Here is a 21115-nt window from a genome sequence, read left to right on the forward strand (position 1 = left end):
ATGAAAATTATGAATTTAAAAAACAACATAAGAGTCAGTATATTAATGCTCCTACTATTAAGTATGATCAGTTGTACTGAAGATGAAGGTTTAACAAAAATAGACCTTGAAGCACCGAGCAATATCGATGCGACAATTAGCATCGAGCAGGATAATTCTGGTGAAGTCACTTTTACCCCTACAGGGCAAAATGCCAATGAATTCTTTATGAATTTTGGCGATGGGAGTGAGCTTTCAGATACTATTGCTGCAGGAGAAACCTTTAAGCATATCTATGCTGAAGGCAATTATGACGTGGAGCTTTTCGCTTTAAATATTGCTGATGAAATAACTCAGGCTACCAAGCCCCTCGTCGTTTCTTTTCTGCCTCCGGAAAATTTAGAGGTTACGATCACAAAATTTCCAGCCGACCCTTTATCTGTCAATGTGTCTGCGACAGCAGATAATGCTGCTGGTTTTGAAGTGACTTTTGGTGAAATGCCGGATGAAACTCCAGTTAGCTTCGGCTTAGGTGATATTGTAAGTTATACTTACTCCAGTGTTGGAGATTTCGAAATTACCGTAACCGCTTTGAGTGGCGGAGAGGCTACGACCTCTTATTCGGAAACCATTACGATAACAGATCCTTTGGTATTTCCTGTGGATTTCGAATCTGCTACTGTGGATTATACCTTTTATAATTTTGGCGGCGGCGAGTCTGCGGGTGTGCCAATTGTTGCAAACCCCGATCCTAATGCTGTCAATGATTCTGAAACGGTGGCAAGTTATACCAAGGTTGCAGGTTCTGAAACCTGGGCGGGAACCTCAACAACCCTCAGTGCACCGATCGATTTTACTAACGGTACGCTTATCAAAATGGACGTTTATTCTCCACAGGCCGGTGTTCCTGTGCTTTTCAAAATTGAAAACGGTCTGGACAACACTATTTTTGTTGAATCCCAGGAGTCTACGACAGTTGCTAACGAATGGGAAACCCTGACTTTCGATATGTCTGCACTGGATTTATCAACAACCTATGAAGTTCTTGCTATATTTTTCAACTTCAATACAGCCGGATCTGGTGAGACCTATTATTTCGATAACCTCCGCACCGCCAGTGCTGTAGATATCTCACTTCCTTTAAGGTTTGAACAAGACGCTGCGATTTATAACTTCATTGGTTTTGGAGGCGGCTCTGCGGCGGTTATTGCAAATCCTGATGCCAGTGGTTTAAACACGAGTTCACAGGTTGTAAGACAAAATAAATCGAGCGGTTCTCAGGTTTGGGCCGGAGTAGTTACCGATTTAACTGAGAAAGTTGATTTTAGCATATCGACTACACTCACGATGAAAGTCTGGTCTCCAACGGCCAATATTCCAGTTCTCCTTAAATTTGAAGACCCTAATGATCCCAATACTTTTGTTGAAACTACTTCTATCGTCCCAGAAGCCAATAAATGGGTCGAAGTCGAGTTTGATTTTGCAGGAGCAGACCCTTCTTTAAATTTCGGAAGAATGGCCGTTTTCTTTGATTTTGGAACTGCGGGAACTGGTGCCGATTATTATTTCGATGATATAAATTACAGCGGTAAGGCCATTGAAGATTTTGAAGGTACAGCCCCTGCTTTTATCGTATTTGGAAATATAGACCCGGTTGAAGTGGTTTCAAATCCAAACCCAACCGGAATCAATACGACTAGCCAGGTTGCAAACCTGACCAAGACTGCCGGATCTGAAACATGGGCGGGTGCATTATTTGAAGTTGATACCCCTTTAGACTTAGATACTTTCTCTAAAATAAGGGTACTGACGCATTCTCCAACTTCCGGCATACCTATTAAACTCAAGTTGGAAAATCAGGACGCGAGTGTAACTCATGAAGTGGATATCACAAATACTGTGGCCAACGACTGGGAAGAACTGGTCTATGATTTTAGCGGTGCACCCGAAGCAGATTATATGAGAATTGTTATATTCTTTGATTTTGGAACTGCTGGAGATGGTAGTGAATACTATTATGATGAAATAAAACTTGTAAATTAATAACTATGAAACTAAAAAATTATATAATCGGTTTACTTGGCCTGATGCTTTTTGCTTGCCAAGACGATGATCATCAGTTTGGAGATATTGTTGCTCCGTCCAATTTGACGGTTACTGCGGAACTGGCTGGCGCAGATGCCGATAACCCTAACGGGGATGGCTCTGGAGTTGTTACCTTCACGGCTAACGCAGATAATGCTATTTCGTACAGTTTTATCCACAATGGCAATCAAAAAACTGAACCATCGGGAAGCACCTCCTTTATCTTTTCAGATCTGGGAGTAAACACCTACACGATCACTGCGATTGCTTATGGTACTGCGGGTGTAAAATCGTCTACAACAGTTGAAGTTGAAGTTCTTGCTACCTATGCTCCACCGCCAGAATTGTTACAAAAACTTATTGGCGATGGTTCCAAGACCTGGAGAATCAAATCTTCACAGGCTGGACACTTCGGCTTAGGACCCCCTGAAGGATCTGTGCCAGCAGAGTGGTATGCTGCCGGACCTAACGAAAAAGCAGGTGTAGGCATGTATGATGACAGATACATCTTTAATGAGGATGGAACCTTTACTTTTATTACCAATGCTACTAACGATGATGGAGGAACAGATCCATCGGGTACGGTGTTTGGACGTGCTGGTTTAGTCGATCAGCTGGGTAGCTCTGGTGGTGAAACAAATGGCGCCGATATTGAAAATTTGCCTTATGATGACTTCCAGGAAAGCTGGGTTATCATTGGACCAGGGGGTGTAGAGACAATTAGTCTGACCGGACTTGGATTCATTGGCTACTATACCGGGGGTTCTCATAATTACAGAATATTTGACTGGACCTCTAGTCCTAATGATATCGTACTGAGTACCACAGACGGTAATGGTGAATTTGAGTGGTGGTTCGTACTTACCTCTGAATAAGCCTAAAGCTTATAGAGTAATCATTATTAAATAAAGACACTATAAAATTATATAATTAGATATATGAAATGGAATGTATTGGGTTTTGTTGGCCTCCTTTTAATAGGATGCCAGCAAGACCCTTCTTTAAATAAAAATATAGAGGAATCAAAAATCGACCAGAACGTGGAGGAACTTTTGGCTAAAATGACACTGGAAGAAAAAGTTGGTCAAATGAATCAGTACAGTGGATTCATGGATTTTACTGGGCCGCAGCCCGATCAGGGGAGAGCCGCCAAAAAATTGGAACATATCAAACAGGGTTTGGTCGGTTCTATGCTCAATGTGCATGGCGTTGAAAATGTGAGGGCTGTTCAAAAGATAGCTGTTGAAGAATCCCGACTGGGCATTCCGCTTATTTTTGGCTTTGATGTTATCCACGGCTATAAGTCTGTGAGTCCTATTCCCTTGGCTGAAGCGGCGAGCTGGGATCTTAAAGCGATTAAACGCTCTGCTGAAATCGCTGCAGAAGAAGCTTCAGCTGCAGGAATCAACTGGACCTTTGCACCCATGGTAGATATTTCCAGAGATGCCAGATGGGGACGTGTTATGGAAGGTGCCGGCGAAGATCCGTATCTTGGCAGTGAAATCGCCAAAGCAAGGATAAACGGTTTTCAGGGTGATGATTTATCCGCTACTCATACCGTTGCGGCTACAGCCAAACATTTTGCGGCCTATGGCTTTGCCGAGGCAGGCAGAGAATACAATACTGTAGATATCGGCACGTCTACGCTTTATAATGTCGTTTTTCCTCCTTTTAGAGCTGCCGTGGAAGCTGATGTCAAAACCATTATGACTGCGTTCAATGTTCTCAATGGCATTCCTGCCACCGGGAATAAATTTCTGCTAAGAGATATACTCAAAGGCAAATGGAATTTTGACGGATTTGTGGTGACCGACTGGGATTCTGCGGGAGAAATGATAGCTCATGGATTCGTAAAAGATGGGCGTGCTGCTGCTAAACAAGCCGTAATTGCGGGTTCCGACATGGATATGGAATCTTACCACTATATAGAAGAGCTTGTAAGCCTGGTTGAAGCCGGTGAAGTAGATGTGAAATTGATCGATGACTCTGTACGTCGAATTCTCAAGGTCAAATATGAACTTGGGCTTTTCGAAGACCCTTATAAATATTGCTCAGAAGCGCGCGAACAGGAGACCGTAAATCATCCAAAATTTAGAGAAGAACTAAGAGACATCGCCAAAAAGTCTATTGTCCTGCTCAAAAATGAAAAGGATTTACTACCCTTGAAATCCGCGGGTCAAAATATTGCTGTGATCGGTGCACTTGCCAACGATAAAACCTCTCCTCTAGGAAGCTGGAGGCTCGCAGCAGACACCGGAACAGCCGTTTCCGTACTGGAAGGCCTGGCGAAATTCGATCAAAATACCTATACCTATTCCAAAGGAGCTGAAGTAATTATAGGCAAAGCGTCTTTTACCAAAGAACTTCAAATCAATACCAGCGATACAAGTGGTTTTGCGGACGCCATTTCAGCAGCAAAATCTGCAGATGTTGTGGTAATGGTCCTGGGAGAGCATGGATTACAAAGCGGGGAGGCGAGAAGCAGAACGCGAATAGATTTACCCGGCGTTCAACAGGAGCTATTAGAAGAAGTGTATAAGGTCAATCCGAACATTGTTTTGGTCTTACAAAACGGAAGGCCTCTTGCGCTTCCCTGGGCAGATGAACATATTCCGGCGATTGTGGAAGCCTGGCAGCTCGGTACCGAAAGCGGAAATGCCATTGCAGACGTTCTTTATGGAGCATACAACCCGAGTGGTAAATTACCGATGACCTTTCCGCGCCATGTCGGTCAGGTTCCTATCTATTACAATCATAAATCTACCGGGAGACCTTACCTTCCTTCGCCTGGAGAGGTATTTTGGTCACATTATTCCGATGAGAAAAACACGCCTCTGTATCCATTTGGCTATGGCTTGAGCTATACCAGTTTCAGTTTTAAAGACTTACAGGTTAAAAATACTTATGCTGATAACAAGACCGTTTCTGTTTCAGTTACTTTAAGTAATACAGGAAAGCGCAAGGGTAAAGCTACGGCGCAGTTATACATTCATGATGAATATGCCAGTGTAACACGGCCTGTAAAGGAACTTAAACGTTTTGAGCAGGTTGAGCTGCAACCCGGAGAAAGCCAGAACATCACATTTCAACTGACAGATGAAGACTTAGGCTTTTACACCAATAAAGGGGAATTTATAGTCGAAGAGGGAAGCTTTCGAGTATTTGTAGGGGAAGACTCTCAGGCTGAGCTAACAGAAACTTTTGAACTGTAGCTGTGCATGAAGTAATCTGTATGGTTTTACTTTTCATTTTCCAAGAGGAAGTTAATACCCTATGAACCGTCACTACAAACACCGTTTTTTCATTAATAAAGCGGTGTTTATATTTTTTAAATCAAAACCTTAAGAATACTTTAGAGAGGTTTGAAAATGTTTCGAAAATTAGAAATTCGCTTCAGGCAATCTGCCTTCTGAAATTAATATGAATCTATATCGATTGCGAGGGACTGTAATTTTGATGTAAATCCTTAAGTTTAAATTGAGGCTCTGTGTCCAGCACCTTAACATTAGGCTCTTTAAACCAAACATTAACTATACAAGCAGGGAACTCACTTCGTTTAAGGACTTTATTTAAAATACTGTGATTCAGTAAACTTAGTGTTTTCATTCAAAGATTATGTATTTCTTAAAAAAAATAACATTTTATTACAGTGTATATATTTTGTAGTGTAATTCCATAGGCAAATATCAACTCAATCCTTTAAGTTTGAGTACATGAGTTCCTTAAATTCTTTAACATGAAAAATCTTTTATTCGCCTTTGTTTTCTTTTTCGTTTGCTCTTTTGGTTTTTCTCAAGGGCACGAGGTAGAAATCATATCTAATGAACAAGGTATGAAGTTGGAAGTTGATGGTAAAAACTTAATCATAAATGGTATGAACTGGAGTTATGTCCCTATTGGGAGAAACTTCAATTATAGTTTATGGAATCAATCTGACGAGATTATCAAAGCTGCGCTGGATGCCGAAATGGGTTTACTCAGCAATATGGGGGTAAATACTATACGAGTATACACAGGTATTCAGCCTAAGTGGATCACCTATATTTATGAAAACTATGGCATTTATACCATGCTCAACCATTCCTTCGGTCGTTATGGTTTAACTATAGATGGTGTGTGGACACCTGTGACCAAATATGATGACGCCGCTACGCAGGACCTGCTCCTTTCGGAGGTTACTCAGCTGGCGCAGGAGTATAAAGGCACTCCAGGTCTTTTGCTTTTTCTTTTAGGCAATGAAAATAACTACGGATTGTTTTGGGCCGGTGCAGAAACTGAGGATTTTCCTGATGAAGAAGATCAAATTAAAGCCATAGGCGAAAATCGGGGCAGGCCCATGTATAATTTGATGAATCAGGCTGCGGTAGCCATGAAAGACATTGACGGCTCACTGCCGGTTGCCATTTGTAATGGAGATGTTTTATTCTTAGAAATCATTGCTGAAGAATGTCCCGATGTCGATATCTACGGGACCAACATGTACAGAGGGGCATCTTTTGGTGACGCGTTTCAAAAAGTAAAGGAAGTCTATGGAAAACCCATCTTATTCACTGAATTTGGTGCCGATGCTTTCAATGCGATAGAAATGCAGGAAGACCAAAAGGCGCAGGCCTATTATATGGTAGAGAACTGGAGGGAAATTTATCAAAATGCTGCGGGACTTGGTCTTGCGGAAAACTCGCTGGGTGGATTTACCTTTCAGTTTAGCGATGGATGGTGGAAGTACGGCCAGACAGAAAACCTTGAAGTGCATGACAGTAATGCCTCCTGGGCCAATGGAGGATACAGCAGGGATTTTGAAGAAGGTGAAAACAACATGAATGAAGAGTGGTTTGGAATTTGTGCTAAAGGACCTACCAGCGCAAGGGGTTTATACGATTTATATCCCAGAGCAGCTTATTATGCTTTAAAAGAAGCTCACCAGCTCAATCCATATGCCGAGGATAATGATCTTTCTGATGTTGAAATGCATTTTAATGATATCAGTTTAATGGATGCGGTTTTGCAGGCAAGAGGAGATAAAGCAGCCTTAGGCGGCGGAGATTCTGAAAAAGTTGGAATTAGCCGATTAGCAGCGCATTTATCTACCTTTTATACCGGGGGTAATTTAATTACAACACCGGATAATCCAGATCCGAACAGCAACTCCTATCCAAACCAACTTGGGTTTGATCAAATGCAGTCCTATTTCATAGGCGTAGGTGGTAAACCTGCTGCCAATGTCAGTTTTAATGTGGACTTCAACTTCGTTGGGGATGTGGCTGAAAATCCTATCAATGAAATCTTTTATGAAAACCGAGCAAGACCTGTAACAGTAACTACGCCAGATGGTGAAGTGATCATTCAGAATGACAATTTACAGGTTTACCAGGCAGAATTTGAATGGAGTAACGATTTATTCGACTTAAGAGGATTCTACAGGACAGGTCACTACCACTGGGGTTACGAAGGCGATGTCTTTGGATTATATCCGGAAGCCAATTATGGACCCAATTTAGATATTTATGGCGGTGTTATTTCAGGTATCGAGATTGACGCTAAAGGAAGTTTAGAGGGTCTGAAAGCAGCTATTGGTCCTCAATTGTGGTGGGGTGCCAATCCAACCATGCTTTATAAATACAGTAAAACGATTAAGAATTGGGATGTTACAGGAATATACCATAGAGATTTAGAAACAGAACTAGAATTTGATGAAAATGGACGCCGAATCTTGGATCAAAATCAGGTGCGTAGTGGTGTGATTCCTCCCTGGCCTCAGGAAAGAGCTACATTGGCACTAGAAAGAGATTTCGGTAAATTTGGGTTGACTCTTGGTGGAATTTGGGCTGGTAGTCCTCTCAACGGAAGCACCTATCAGGATATAGATGATGCTGGTAATGTGGTGGTAGATCAGGTAAACGCAGATGACAACTGGGGTGGTAAAGCAAAAATCACCTATGCTGGAGGAAAATTTAACTGGTATGCTCAGGGAGCTGTCATGGGAATTGTAGCCAATGGAGGTGCAGATCCAACCTTAACCTTTACAGGCTGGAAACTGAAAGATAACGGAAGCGGTAACCAGTCTAATTTCCTGTCTGGTTTTACCTATAACATAGGGAAATGGCAGATTGCTCCTAATTTTTTATGGCAAAAACCTTTGGTAGATCCCATGCCAAACAATGGGGACGCGCCAGGAAGACTGAGAAATGTAATCGATGATCCATTCGCCGTAAGGTGGAATAGAGAAACTACAGCCGGGGAGATCCTGTTTACTTTCGATCCCACTCCCGGTACGTATATGTACAACTGGGATAACAATAGATCCGAAGATGCGGAATTTGCTTTGAGTGCGGGCTTTGTTTACAGACACTTACCCACTACCATGGACGCCCACATTGGGTTTCTGGATACACGTGAATTTTTTGCCTTTTCCAATTCTGTTCCTGCAGAAGATCTCTGGGAAGCGCATGCTAAAGTAGTTTCCAGGTTAAGTCCGGATCTCGGTTTTGTAGGGACCTTTTATTATGGTAACGGTCAGGCTCAGGGAGATTCTGAAAGACTGGTTACCGGCAGATTTGGCGCGAATTTAGATGTGAGGTATAAAAAATATTGGATTGTAGCGGATGTAAAAGTCGACGACTGGGGGCCTTATGACTACCATAGGGATTTTAACTTAACCTTTCCCCTGCAAACCATGCTGGATATGTCCATGACGCTGGCAAAACCAGAGTGGTTTATTTTACCCACTACCCAAATCGGTATACGAGGAATATGGAGATCATTAAATGAGTTTTCACCAAGATACTCTCCTAATGCAACTCCTATTGGTTCTTTTAATGCAGAACCCATTCTTAGCGCTGTTGGGTTTCCTAACGGCTCGGAGTGGGAGATCATGACATACATTAGATTTAACATAGGCAAATAATATTTAGAATGATACATAACAACTATTTTCAATTATTAGGGCTTGTTATACTATCTGTGATAGTGACTACAAGTTGCGAAAGAGAGGTGTCGGATGATGCTGCTTTGGCTACGTATCCTACCAACGGACAAATCTTTACTGATGCCCCCGTAGGTCTTACAGATGAATTCTTCATATCCTTTGATCCAGCAGGCGGAGCAAACGTAAACGGTTTTGGCACCGATGACTCTGAGGCCTATCAGGGGACCACGTCAATTAAAATTGATGTTCCCGATCCAAACGATCCGGACGGAGGATTTATAGGAGGTATATTCAGAGACAGGGGAGAAGGAAGAAATCTAACCGGTTACGATGCATTAACCTTCTGGGCTAAAGGGTCTACAACGGCAGTTATTGAAGCTGGTTTCGGAAGCGATTTTATAGATGATACATACAGAGCGACTACCGATATACAATTGTCAACCGGCTGGAAAAAATACATTATTCCTATACCAGACCCCTCCAAATTAGTTCAGGAAAGGGGCATGTTTACATTTGCTGCCGGAACCCAAAGCACCAATGGCTTGGGGTATGCGATTTGGATAGATGAGATAAAATTTGAAAACCTGGGGACTGTTGCCCAGCCCAGACCAAGAATAGAAAATGGTGATAACAGCTTCGCTCAGACTTTTACTGGGGGAAATTTACAGGTAGAAGGATTAACGCAAACCTTTAGTACAACCCAGGGAGACGTAACGACAAATGTTACTCCAAATTATTTCGAATTCTCCTCATCAGATGCAAGTGTGGCTACAGTCAGTGAACTTGGTAAGGTTGATGTTGTCGGTTCAGGAACGGCTGAAATTACGGCCACTTTAGGAGGTGAGGAAGCTGCCGGTTCTTTAGTAGTGGAATCTTTAGGAGACTTTTTTTCTGCTCCTGCACCTACACGGGATCCACAGAGTGTTATTTCTTTATTTAGCAATGCCTATCAGGATAGGCCGGTTGATTTTTTCAATGGATTCTATGCGCCTTTTCAAACCACGACTTCATCCGATTTTACAATTCAAGGGGATGATGTACTTTATTATCTGAATTTCAACTTTGTGGGTATAGAATTCAACCGAGGGGTATCTACCATAAACGCTAGTTTGGCTACGCATCTGCATTTTGACATATTTATTCCGGTAGATCCACCGGTGAATACCGGACTTAGAATCGACCTGGTTGATTTTGGTGCGGATGATTCGTTTGCAGGCGGTGACGATACGGTTATTTCTCAGGGCTTTACCTCCGGATTTGTTTCAGGAGAATGGATTTCAATTGATTTCAATATTACAGGCTTAAACCCAAGAACCAATTTAGGCCAAATTATTTTAGCTGATTTTGCAGGGAGAACACCACCCTCAGAATTTTATGTGGATAACATCTACTTCTACAGAGAAGATGGCGGAAACATCAATCCTGAATAATAAGGAAATTAAATGCTGACTATAATCGAGGTTAATGATAAATAAGAAAAGATGAAGAATTATAAAATACTCTGCTCAATGCTCATCATGAGTATGCTTACACTCAGTTTTCAAAGCTGTGACCTGGACGAAACACAAACCGTTACTACACTCAATGACCTGGTCATGGAAGAACAATTTGAGGGGTCCGAACTGGATCCCTCTCTGTGGTCTTTTGTAGTTGGAGATGGTTCTGAGGAAGGTATTCCGGGATGGGGAAATAACGAACTTCAGCACTATACCGACCGGGAGGAAAATCTAAAAGTAGAAAATGGGATGCTGGTTATAACTGCCCGCCAAGAGTCTTTTGAAGGCTCTGCATATACCTCTGCACGTATAGTGACTAAAGCCAAATTTGAAAAGCAGTATGGCCGGATAGAAGCGCGTATGAAAATGCCATGGGGTGCGGGTCTGTGGCCGGCTTTCTGGATGCTGGGCACAGATATAGATCAGGTAGGCTGGCCTCAAACCGGCGAGATTGACATTATGGAATATGATGGGAGTGAACCCACTATAGTTCACGGAAGCGTTCATGGACCAGGTTATTCCGGAGGCAATGCTGTGACTAAAAGTTATGAATTTATGGATGAAAGACTGGATACAGGTTTTCATACCTATGGTATTGAATGGGGAAAAAATTACATCAATTACTATGTCGATGATGTGCTTTACAATCAAATCACACCAGATGATGAAGACTTAACTGGTGAATGGGTATTCAATAAGCCTTTTTATATTATAATCAATATGGCCGTGGGCGGCTCTTTTGTGGGGCCTCCAAATGCTAATACGGTCTTCCCACAAACTCTGGAAGTGGATTATGTAAAGGTTTACGAGTAGTCCCTAACTCAACACAAAGATGACAAAAGCGGTATTGCTAAAACCTTACCGCTTTTGCAAATATAAAACTGAACGAAAAACAAATATTAAATTGATGAACAAAAACCAGATTATTGACAATCAAACGTCAAAAACGAGTGACTTGGAACAGGTAAGATTAAACGGTGAAAAATTTCTGAAAATCACCAATAATGACGCTTTGAGGCCGTTTTTCATGAGTATTGTGAGTGATTCTAATCACTGGATGTTTATTTCTAGTAACGGAGGTTTAACCGCGGGTAGACGCAATGCGGAATACGCCCTTTTTCCTTACTACACAGACGATAAAATTACCGAATCTGCCCACTACACCGGGAGCAAAACCATAGTTAAAATCCATTCTTCAGATCAGATCAACTACTGGGAGCCCTTTTCAAACCGCTTTGTTGAGCAGTATGAAATCACCAGGAACATATATAAGAACATTTATGGCGATAAATTGATTTTTGAAGAAATCAATCACAGCTTAAAACTCAAGTTCACCTACCGCTGGTCCACCAGTGATAACTATGGGTTTGTAAAAGAAGCTCAGTTGTCTAACCTGGATTCCAAACCGGTTAAGCTTGAAGTTTTAGACGGACTCCAAAATGTATTACCTGCCGGTGTGGTTAGCGATTTACAGATACAAAGCAGTAATCTTGTAGATGCCTACAAACGCAGCGAACTCGATGAAAAAACGGGTCTGGGCATTTTTGCCCTTAGCGCTGTTCCTGTCGATAAAGCCGAACCTAGCGAAGCTTTGAAAGCCAATGTGGTTTGGTCTCTGGGTGTCGAAAATCCAACCCATTTACTTTCTTCTTTGCAGCTCGAAAACTTTAGATCGGGAAAAGCCCTCACTGAAGAAACCGATGTTAAAGCTGAAAAAGGAGCCTACTTTATTCACGACACACTTGAGCTAAAGGCAGAAGCAGGCAAGTCCTGGCACATCATCGCCGATGTGAATTACAACCACGCTTCAGTGGTTAAGCTTCAGCAAGACTTACAGAAAGATAACCTGTTACAGCTCATTGAACAAGATATTCAATTGGGTACTGAAAAATTAATTCAGCTGAATGGCGCAGCAGATGGTTTACAGCGTTCTAATGACAACCTAAGAGATATACGTCACTATTCCAATACCATGTTCAACATCATGCGTGGCGGTATTTTTGACAATAATTACCAGATCGAACGCTGGGATTTTAAAGCATACCTGCATAAGGCTAACCAGCCTTTAGCCGAAAAATTTTCAGATGAAATCAAGTCCTTGCCAGAGGTTTTTTCTCTAAGCGATCTGAAAGCCCTGGCTGAATCTAAAAATGACAAAGATTTTTCACGTCTTGCTCTTGAATATCTTCCCTTGAAATTTAGCCGAAGACACGGTGACCCGAGCAGACCCTGGAATCAATTTTCGATTAATACAAAAGATGATGAGGGGCATAAAATTCTGGATTATGAAGGGAACTGGCGGGATATTTTTCAAAACTGGGAAAGTCTTGCCCATTCGTATCCTGAGTTTATCGAAAGCATGATCTATAAATTTTTAAACGCAAGTACCTTTGATGGGTATAATCCTTACCGCGTCACCAAGGACGGTTTTGACTGGGAAACCATCGAGCCGGATGATCCCTGGTCGTATATCGGGTATTGGGGAGATCATCAAATTATTTACCTGCTCAAGTTTCTAGAATTTTACGAAGATTACAAGCCAAATAATTTAGCTGGCCTGTTTAATAAATCAGAGTTTGTTTACGCCAATGTTCCTTACAAAATCAAGTCTTATCAGGACATTTTGAACGATCCTAAGGACACGATAGAATTCGATCATAAAGCCGATACCAGAATCCGTAAAAAACGAAATGAAATCGGAGCAGACGGCGCATTGCGACGAGATAAAAAAGGCAACATTATTCATGTCAATTTTATTGAAAAAATACTGGCAACTGCTTTAGCAAAACTCTCTAATTTTATTCCTGAAGCCGGGATCTGGATGAATACGCAGCGTCCTGAATGGAACGATGCCAACAATGCTTTGGTGGGTAATGGGGTTTCCATGGTGACCTTATCCTACCTCAGACGTTTTCTGGCTTTCTTCGAATCCGTTCTTGAAGAGGTTGAGGCTTCAGAAGGCTATGAGATTTCAGAAGAACTGGCTGACATGTTTGCCAAAATGGAAGTTACTTTTAAGACGTACCAGGATTTAACTGAAGGCAGGTTTACTGACCGTCAGCGTAAAGACATCTTGGATGAACTGGGAGAGGCGGCGAGTATTTTCAGAACTCAGGTTTACACGGCCGGGTTTTCAGGAACCAAAACCGAAGTTTCTGCCGGACAGCTTAGCGATTTCATAAGCTCAAGTCTGGTTTATCTGGAACATGCGATTGAAGCTAACAAACGAACAGATAACCTGTACCACGCGTATAATTTAATGACGCTAAACGAAGATGGGGTTTCCATCGATTATCTGTCTGAAATGCTGGAAGGTCAGGTGGCCGTCTTAAGTTCCGGCTATTTAAATTCTGACCAGGCTTTGAGTTTGCTGGATGCCTTAAAACAAAGCGCATTATTCAGACCAGACCAGTACAGTTATTTACTGTATCCTAACAAAGAACTGAAGGGCTTTTTAGAACGAAATACGATTCAGGAATCCTCGGTAAATTCTTCTGAATTACTTCAGAAAATGATCGAAGATGGAAACAGAAAAATCATTGAAAAAGACGCTAAAGGGAATTATCATTTCAATGCCAATTTCAATAATGGAAAGAAATTAAAACAGGCTTTACTAAATCTTGATGATGAATACTATGCTGCTTTAGCTGAAAGCGAGCTGGACAGGATTCTAAAGATCTACGAAGAGGTTTTCAACCATAAATCCTTTACAGGCCGATCGGGAACCTTTTACGGCTATGAAGGTTTGGGTTCTATCTATTGGCATATGGTTTCTAAACTGCAATTATCGGTTTTAGAAACCTGTGTTCAGGCGATAAACACTGAGGCCTCAGCCGAGGTTACCGGTCGTCTTCTGGAACATTACTACGAAATTAACGAAGGTATTGGTGTTCATAAGTCACCCAAACTTTACGGGGCATTCCCAACCGATCCCTATTCGCATACACCGCAGGGGAAAGGAGCACAACAGCCGGGTATGACCGGTCAGGTCAAAGAAGATATCTTGAGTCGGTTTGGCGAACTGGGCGTCAGCATCAAAAAAGGTAAGCTTCAGTTTAAGCCGCACCTGCTCAGAAAAACAGAATTTCTGGATGAAAAACATATTTTTAGATATGTTGATGTGGCCAATAAAAAACATCAACTTCAACTCGAAAAGAATTCGCTAGGATTTACATTTTGTCAGGTACCCATCCTTTATACCAGGTCAACTCAAAATAAAGTTGAGGTTGAGTTTAGTAAAGGCGGTTCAGAGCAAATCGACGGACTTCAATTGCCAAAAGAAATTAGTCAGGAGGTATTTGACCGATCTGGGAAAATCAAAATGATCCACGTTCAGGTTGAAGATTCATTTTTAAAATAAACGCTCATGAAGCCTATAATAAAGACAATTTTAATAGGATGCCTGGTTTTACTGGCTTCGTGCACTCAAACCAAAAAAGAGCAAAAATCAATGCAAAATAACCGCAATTTGACCGCTAAAGAGATTTTAAATAAGCCAGATTATTTGGCCATTTCGTATGGCGGCTACCGTAAGAAAACTCGCGATTCTCAACCGACGCTAAAAGAGCTTAAAGAAGATTTGAAAATCCTTCATGCTATGGATATTCGTGTTTTACGCACCTATAATGTTCGTCTGCCACATGCGGCAAACATTTTAAAAGCGATAAAGGAGTTGAAAGCAGAAGATGAAAATTTTGAAATGTATGTTATGCTCGGGGCCTGGATAGACTGCAAAAATGCCTGGACAGAGCTGCCTCTCAACCATAACGAAGGGAGTGTGAACAACGCTGCCGAAATTGACCGGGCTGTGGAGCTGGCCAATATGTATCCGGACATTGTCAAGATCATTGCTGTAGGAAACGAGGCTATGGTGAAATGGGCATCGGCTTATTTTGTTCAGCCCCATATTATTTTAAAATGGGTTAAGCATCTGCAGAACATCAAAAAAGAAGGAGGCTTAGATAAAAATGTATGGATTACCAGCTCAGATAATTTTGCGTCCTGGGGAGGAGGAGAAAGTGAATATCACACCCCGGAACTCGAGGAGCTTATCAAAAGTGTAGATTATCTTTCGGTTCATACTTACCCTATGCATGACACGCATTACAATCCTGTATTTTGGGGGATTTTACCCAAAGAAACCAAATTGACCAACCTCGAAAAGCTAGACAAAGTCATGGATCGGGCATTGAGTTATGCGGTGACGCAATACGATAGTGTAGCCAGTTATGTGAAAAGTTTAGGACTTAAAAAACAAATACACATCGGTGAAACAGGCTGGGCAAGTTATTCAGACGGATTTTATAGTATGACCGGTTCCAGAGCCACCGATGAATACAAACAAGCCTTATACTATCATAAAATGCGCGAATGGTCCACAGAAAACAAGGTCAAATGCTTCTACTTTGAAGCTTTTGATGAGCCCTGGAAAGATGCGCATAACCCTAAAGGTTCCGAAAATTATTTTGGCTTATTTACCGTTGATGGGAAAGCCAAATATGCGCTTTGGGAGGCTGTAGACAGGGGTGCTTTTGAGGGTCTGAAACGCGGTAAACATGAAATTACAAAGACCTATGACGGTAAATTGGGTAATCTGCTTTTGGATGTGCAAATGCCTTTAGTTAAAAATGAAATTATGGTCAACCATTAACTTAATTATGAAAATCACTATTTATGAAACCTTTGAAAATTTTATCTCTCACTTTAATATCACTTATGTTAGCTAGTTCTTGTGTAGAAAAAGAAAAATCATTGACAGTTGAGGTTTTTGAAACTTCCAGAAGTGGAAATAAACTCTCTAAAATAGACTCTTTCAGCCCTGGGACTGAGTCAGCCTCTAAAATCAGCTTAAATCCTAAAAAAACCTTTCAAACCTTTACGGGTTTTGGGGGCTCTTTTACAGAATCTTCGGCCTATTTGCTGAATCAGTTAGGGAAAGAAAATCGTCAAAAAATCATCGATGCTTATTTTGCTGATAGTGGTGCGCGCTATTCTTTAACCAGGACGCATATGAATTCAAGTGATTTTTCACTTGACCAATACTCTTATGCACCAGTTGAAGGCGATACCTTATTAAAATTTTTCAGCATTGAAGAAGATAAGGACGATATCATTCCTATGATTAAAGATGCTATGGCAGCTTCCTCAGAAGGATTTAATATTATTTCATCGCCATGGACGGCTCCGCCCTGGATGAAAACCAACAACGCCTGGGTGGGTGGTGAATTAAAGCGAGAGCATTACGATACCTGGGCCTTATTCTTTTCCAAATATGCCGATGCTTACAAAGCTGAAGGTATTGATATTTGGGGGTTTACTGTGGAAAACGAACCACACGGCAACGGGAATAACTGGGAAAGTATGCATTACAACCCTGAAGAAATGACCGAATTTGTGCGAGACTACCTCGGTCCGCAACTTGAAAATGACGGCAAGGGAGATTTAAAAATCCTGGGTTATGATCAAAACAGGAAGGGTATTAAGGAATGGGTAGATGTGATGTATAAAAATGAAGCGAATGCTAAATATTATGACGGAATGGCTATTCACTGGTATGAAAGTACGTTTAAAGTTTTTCCTGAAGCCCTGCAATATGCTCATGAAAAAGCACCTGATAAATATCTGATTCAGACCGAGGCTTGTGTAGATTCAGAAGTTCCAAAATGGCAGAATGACGACTGGTACTGGCAAAAAGAGGCTACCGACTGGGGCTGGGACTGGGCCCCGGAAGACCAGAAACACTTACACCCCAAATACCGACCGGTTTACCGCTATGCCAGAGATATTATCGGGTGTATGAACAACTGGGTAGACGGCTGGGTAGACTGGAATATGGTGCTCGACCGTCAGGGTGGCCCCAACTGGTTTAAAAACTGGTGCGTAGCTCCGGTTATCGTAGATCCAGACCAGGATGAAGTTTATTTTACGCCTTTGTATTACACCATGGCGCACTTCAGTAAATACATTAGACCAGGGGCCAAACGTATCGCTTTTGAATCGACAGACCAGGACCTGCAGGTGAGTGCTGCAACCAACCCTGATGGGAGCCATGTGGTGATTGTGTTCAATCCTTCCAAAGAAGAAAAAGTATTTGATCTTCATTTGGATGATGCTGTAAAAACACTTTCAATCAGTCCACAGGCAATCCAAACCATCACACTCATTAACTAACTCTCATTTGTATGTCTGAAATAAAAACACCACTCAAAGATCGGGTTCCGGTTGGTCAGAAGGCTGCCTTTGGGGCAGGCCATTTTGTATTAAATCTCCTGCCGGGAGTTTTGGGGGTTTACCTGCAGGTATTTATTCTTACGGCTTTTGGAATGGATCCTATATGGGCTGGACTTTTAGGTGGTTTGCCCAGAATTTTCGATGCCCTTACAGACCCCATCATGGGCTTTATTTCTGACAATACAAAATCAAGATACGGAAGACGCCGGCCTTATATTTTTTCAGGAGCAATTATTAGTGGGATATTGTTCATCCTGATGTGGCAACTGGATGAAAATGCATCTATGACCTATAATTTCTGGTACGTGATGATTCTGCAAATTTTATTCCTTGTTGGAAACACCATGTTTGCCACGCCTCTGGTCGGACTTGGCTATGAAATGACCCCGGATTATAATGAAAGAACACGCTTGATGAGTCTTGCCAATTCCATGGGGCAAATTGCCTGGATCATTGTGCCCTGGCTATACGTGATTATACCGGATCCTAACACCTTCGATAATCCAGCTCAGGGGGTGAGAACCATGGCTTATATCGTTGGTGGGGTATGTATGGTTTTTGGAATATTACCCGCTTTGTTCTGCAAGGGAATGGATGCCGGAGAGATGGAAGATCGGGAAAGGATCAGTCTCAAAACACTGGCAAAGAATATGAAAAAGCTTTATGAAGGAATTGTTCAGGTTTCCAAAAACAAGCCGTTTATGAAGCTTTGCGGAGCCACTTTTTTAGTGTTTAATGGTTTTCAGCTGGTGGCGGCTTTTTCAGTGTTTATCATTGTGTTTTATATGTACCAGGGGAGCTGGGAAATGGCAGGAACTTGGCCGGCCTGGTTCAATTCACTCAATGCGGTTATTACGGCCCTCATTGTGATTCCGATCGTTTCTAAAATGGCAACCCGGTTTGGAAAACGAAAGGCTTTCTTAATTGCAACTTTCTTATCTATAATAGGTTATATCCTGAAGTGGTGGGGATTTGATGTTGAATTGAATGAACAATTCAATCAAACGGCACTCGGTGAAAGTCTTACAGAGGCTTTAGGCTCTCTTTTTAATTTTCTGAATCCCTATCTGGAAAGTATAGGAGCAACCTGGTTTACTATCAACGTGGAAGACGGTGTGCCCTGGTTGATTTTCTTGCCCATACCGTTTTTTGCTTTTGGAATGGGCGGTCTTTTTACCCTGATGATGAGTATGACCGCAGATGTTTGTGACCTGGATGAACTGGAAAACGGCTTGCCCCGAAAAGAAGGGACGTTTGGTGCTATTTACTGGTGGATGGTGAAAGTGGGTCAGGCTTTGGCCATCATATTGAGCGGAGTTATTTTGAAAATAGTAGGCTTTGACCAAAACATAACCGATCAAAGTCTGGAGACCATGACGAATCTTAGAATTGCAGATATCCTTGTTCCGGCATCAACCGCTGCTTTAGCCTTTCTGGTCATGTGGCGTTATGATCTGGGCGAGAAAAGGGTGAGAGAAATAGCAGCTGAGCTCAAGAAAAGAAAGGCACTGCCAAAAAGAACGAGTTCCTCCTATCATGCTCAAAACCTGCTTTCGCTGACTTCGTTGCAAATCGCTCCCGATTTTAAATATGATATAGATTTCTCAGACAAATCCATAGATGAGGTACTCCATCTTTTTTCAACTACCCTCAACAAGGGCATGCATGGCTTATGCTTCAGCCCTTACGAAGAAGGACAGGATATAGAGGATGTTCTCTCTGAAGAACAAATCATAAGACGGGTTGATATCGTTAAACCTTATACAAACTGGTTAAGGTCTTTTTCATCTACCGGAGGAAATGAATACATCCCTCAGGTCGCCAGGAGATCTGGTATTAAAACCATGGCCGGGGCCTGGATAAGCGAAGATAAAGCGCAAAACCAGATAGAAATTGAGGAACTGATTAAACTTGGTAAAGCAGGCCATGTGGACATAGCCGTAGTTGGTAACGAAGTACTGCTCCGCGAAGAACTTACCGAAGAAGAACTTTTAGTGTATATTGAAACCGTCAAAAAAGCACTGCCAGGTATCCCGGTGGGTTATGTTGATGCGTATTCCCTGTTTAATGAAAGTTCGTCGCTTATAGAGGCCTGTGATGTTATTTTAATCAACTGCTATCCGTTCTGGGAAGGGGCAGAAATCGAAATAGCAACGTCTTATTTAAGGGAAATGTACTCACTCGTTAAAGCGAAAGCTAAAGACAAACCGGTGATGATTGCTGAAACAGGCTGGCCAACTCAGGGAGAAAATACAGGGAAAGCCATTCCTACCAGGCTCAACGCGATGAAATACTTCATCAATGTGAATAACTGGGCGCAAAAAGAAAATATAGACTTATTTTATTTCTCATCTTTTGACGAATCCTGGAAAGCACGCCATGAAGGGGATGTTGGTCAACGCTGGGGAATATGGGATAAAAACGAAAAAATTAAATTTAAGTAAATCATGTCGTACAGAAAAGAACAACAGGTAACAGAGCAGCAAAAACAGTTTTTAGCTTCTATACAGGACTCAGGTATCATGCCGGAGGTTTCGAAAAAGGAGCTTTATGATCTATTCAAATCCATAATGAAAGATGGATTTCACGGCATATGTTTTAGTATGTATGAAGACGGACAGGAGCCGGGGGACAGCATCACTGAAGAACAGGTGCGACGACGTATAAACATTTTGAAACCACACGTCCAATGGGTGCGTTCGTTTTCGTGTATTGAAGGCAATGAATTTGTGCCTAAAGTAGCCAAAGAAGAAGGCATGAAAACCCTGGTAGGCGCATGGATTAGCGACGATAAAGAAAAGAATAGAGAAGAACTGGACGCTCTTATAAAATTGGCAAATGAAGGTAAAGTAGATATCGCTGCAGTTGGCAACGAAGTTTTATATCGAAATGATATACCGCTTGAAGAATTGAAAGCACATATAGAAGAGGTAAAACGCTCCATACCTTCCCACATTCCGGTAGGTTACGTGGATGCATATTATGAATTTGCCGTGCATCCGGACCTGACAGATTTATGTGATATCATCTTATCCAACTGCTATCCGTTCTGGGAAAAATGCCATCACGACTATGCACTCACCCATATGCAGCAAATGTATGGGCAGGCTCTACAGGCGGGTAGAGGTAAAAAAGTAATCATTACCGAAACAGGCTGGCCAAGCCAGGGTGAAAGTTTAGGGGCTGCAGAGCCCTCTGCTGAAAATGCCCTGAAGTACTTCATTAACACGCAGTTATGGTGTAAAAAGGCTGGTATTGAAAGTTTTTATTTTTCATCCTTTGATGAATCCTGGAAAGTTGGCGCTGAAGGCGTCGTTGGAGCCTACTGGGGAATCTGGGATAAACTCGAGAAATTGAAATACTGACAATAATTTAACACTTTAACCTATACATTAACAAT

At 41.9% G+C, this 21115-nt stretch carries 11 protein-coding genes; all 11 read left to right on the forward strand.

What is annotated here, in order from left to right; translation table 11 throughout:
- Positions 1-9: 9 nt before the first annotated feature.
- The 11 genes from BLP81_RS00100 (at position 10) to BLP81_RS00155 (ending at position 21080) form a co-directional block, all read left to right on the forward strand.
- A complete protein-coding gene (locus tag BLP81_RS00100) occupies positions 10-2022 on the forward strand; it encodes a hypothetical protein (RefSeq protein WP_143002792.1) in 2013 nt (670 codons plus the stop codon).
- A gap of 5 nt (positions 2023-2027) precedes the next feature.
- Positions 2028-2939, forward strand: a complete 912-nt coding sequence (locus tag BLP81_RS00105) for an Ig-like domain repeat protein (protein ID WP_093363998.1) — start codon at positions 2028-2030, stop codon at positions 2937-2939.
- Between the two features lie 63 nt (positions 2940-3002).
- The gene (gene bglX / locus BLP81_RS00110) at positions 3003-5276 is read left to right on the forward strand and encodes a beta-glucosidase BglX (RefSeq protein ID WP_093364000.1); all 2274 of its coding nucleotides are present in this window, start codon (positions 3003-3005) and stop codon (positions 5274-5276) included.
- Positions 5277-5800: 524 nt separating this feature from the next.
- A complete protein-coding gene (locus BLP81_RS00120; RefSeq protein WP_093364006.1) occupies positions 5801-8968 on the forward strand; it encodes a glycoside hydrolase 5 family protein in 3168 nt (1055 codons plus the stop codon).
- Between the two features lie 8 nt (positions 8969-8976).
- Positions 8977-10419, forward strand: a complete 1443-nt coding sequence (locus tag BLP81_RS00125; RefSeq protein WP_093364009.1) for an Ig-like domain-containing protein — start codon at positions 8977-8979, stop codon at positions 10417-10419.
- A 51-nt stretch (positions 10420-10470) separates the two neighbouring features.
- Positions 10471-11298, forward strand: coding sequence for a glycoside hydrolase family 16 protein (locus tag BLP81_RS00130; protein ID WP_093364012.1), 828 nt, complete (start codon positions 10471-10473; stop codon positions 11296-11298).
- 94 nt (positions 11299-11392) lie between these two features.
- Positions 11393-14845, forward strand: a complete 3453-nt coding sequence (locus BLP81_RS00135) for a hypothetical protein (protein ID WP_093364687.1) — start codon at positions 11393-11395, stop codon at positions 14843-14845.
- Between the two features lie 6 nt (positions 14846-14851).
- Positions 14852-16135, forward strand: coding sequence for a glycosyl hydrolase family 17 protein (locus tag BLP81_RS00140; RefSeq protein ID WP_093364015.1), 1284 nt, complete (start codon positions 14852-14854; stop codon positions 16133-16135).
- A 23-nt stretch (positions 16136-16158) separates the two neighbouring features.
- Positions 16159-17655, forward strand: coding sequence for a glycoside hydrolase family 30 protein (locus BLP81_RS00145; RefSeq protein WP_093364018.1), 1497 nt, complete (start codon positions 16159-16161; stop codon positions 17653-17655).
- A gap of 11 nt (positions 17656-17666) precedes the next feature.
- The gene (locus BLP81_RS00150) at positions 17667-20159 is read left to right on the forward strand and encodes an MFS transporter (protein WP_093364020.1); all 2493 of its coding nucleotides are present in this window, start codon (positions 17667-17669) and stop codon (positions 20157-20159) included.
- 3 nt (positions 20160-20162) lie between these two features.
- Entirely contained in the window at positions 20163-21080 is a 918-nt protein-coding gene (locus BLP81_RS00155) for a glycoside hydrolase family 17 protein (protein WP_093364023.1), read from the forward strand.
- The last annotated feature ends 35 nt before the right edge of the window (positions 21081-21115 follow it).

It is taken from the genome of Psychroflexus sediminis (assembly GCF_900099815.1).
Classification (GTDB): domain Bacteria; phylum Bacteroidota; class Bacteroidia; order Flavobacteriales; family Flavobacteriaceae; genus Psychroflexus; species Psychroflexus sediminis.

Excerpts from the sequence above, each read along its gene's own strand:
- BLP81_RS00100 (WP_143002792.1), top strand. The coding sequence starts at position 10 with ATGAATTTAAAAAACAACATAAGAGTCAGTATATTAATGCTCCTACTA.
- BLP81_RS00105 (WP_093363998.1), top strand. The coding sequence starts at position 2,028 with ATGAAACTAAAAAATTATATAATCGGTTTACTTGGCCTGATGCTTTTT.
- bglX (WP_093364000.1), top strand. The coding sequence starts at position 3,003 with ATGAAATGGAATGTATTGGGTTTTGTTGGCCTCCTTTTAATAGGATGC.
- BLP81_RS00120 (WP_093364006.1), top strand. The coding sequence starts at position 5,801 with ATGAAAAATCTTTTATTCGCCTTTGTTTTCTTTTTCGTTTGCTCTTTT.
- BLP81_RS00125 (WP_093364009.1), top strand. The coding sequence starts at position 8,977 with ATGATACATAACAACTATTTTCAATTATTAGGGCTTGTTATACTATCT.
- BLP81_RS00130 (WP_093364012.1), top strand. The coding sequence starts at position 10,471 with ATGAAGAATTATAAAATACTCTGCTCAATGCTCATCATGAGTATGCTT.
- BLP81_RS00135 (WP_093364687.1), top strand. The coding sequence starts at position 11,393 with ATGAACAAAAACCAGATTATTGACAATCAAACGTCAAAAACGAGTGAC.
- BLP81_RS00140 (WP_093364015.1), top strand. The coding sequence starts at position 14,852 with ATGAAGCCTATAATAAAGACAATTTTAATAGGATGCCTGGTTTTACTG.
- BLP81_RS00145 (WP_093364018.1), top strand. The coding sequence starts at position 16,159 with ATGAAACCTTTGAAAATTTTATCTCTCACTTTAATATCACTTATGTTA.
- BLP81_RS00150 (WP_093364020.1), top strand. The coding sequence starts at position 17,667 with ATGTCTGAAATAAAAACACCACTCAAAGATCGGGTTCCGGTTGGTCAG.
- BLP81_RS00155 (WP_093364023.1), top strand. The coding sequence starts at position 20,163 with ATGTCGTACAGAAAAGAACAACAGGTAACAGAGCAGCAAAAACAGTTT.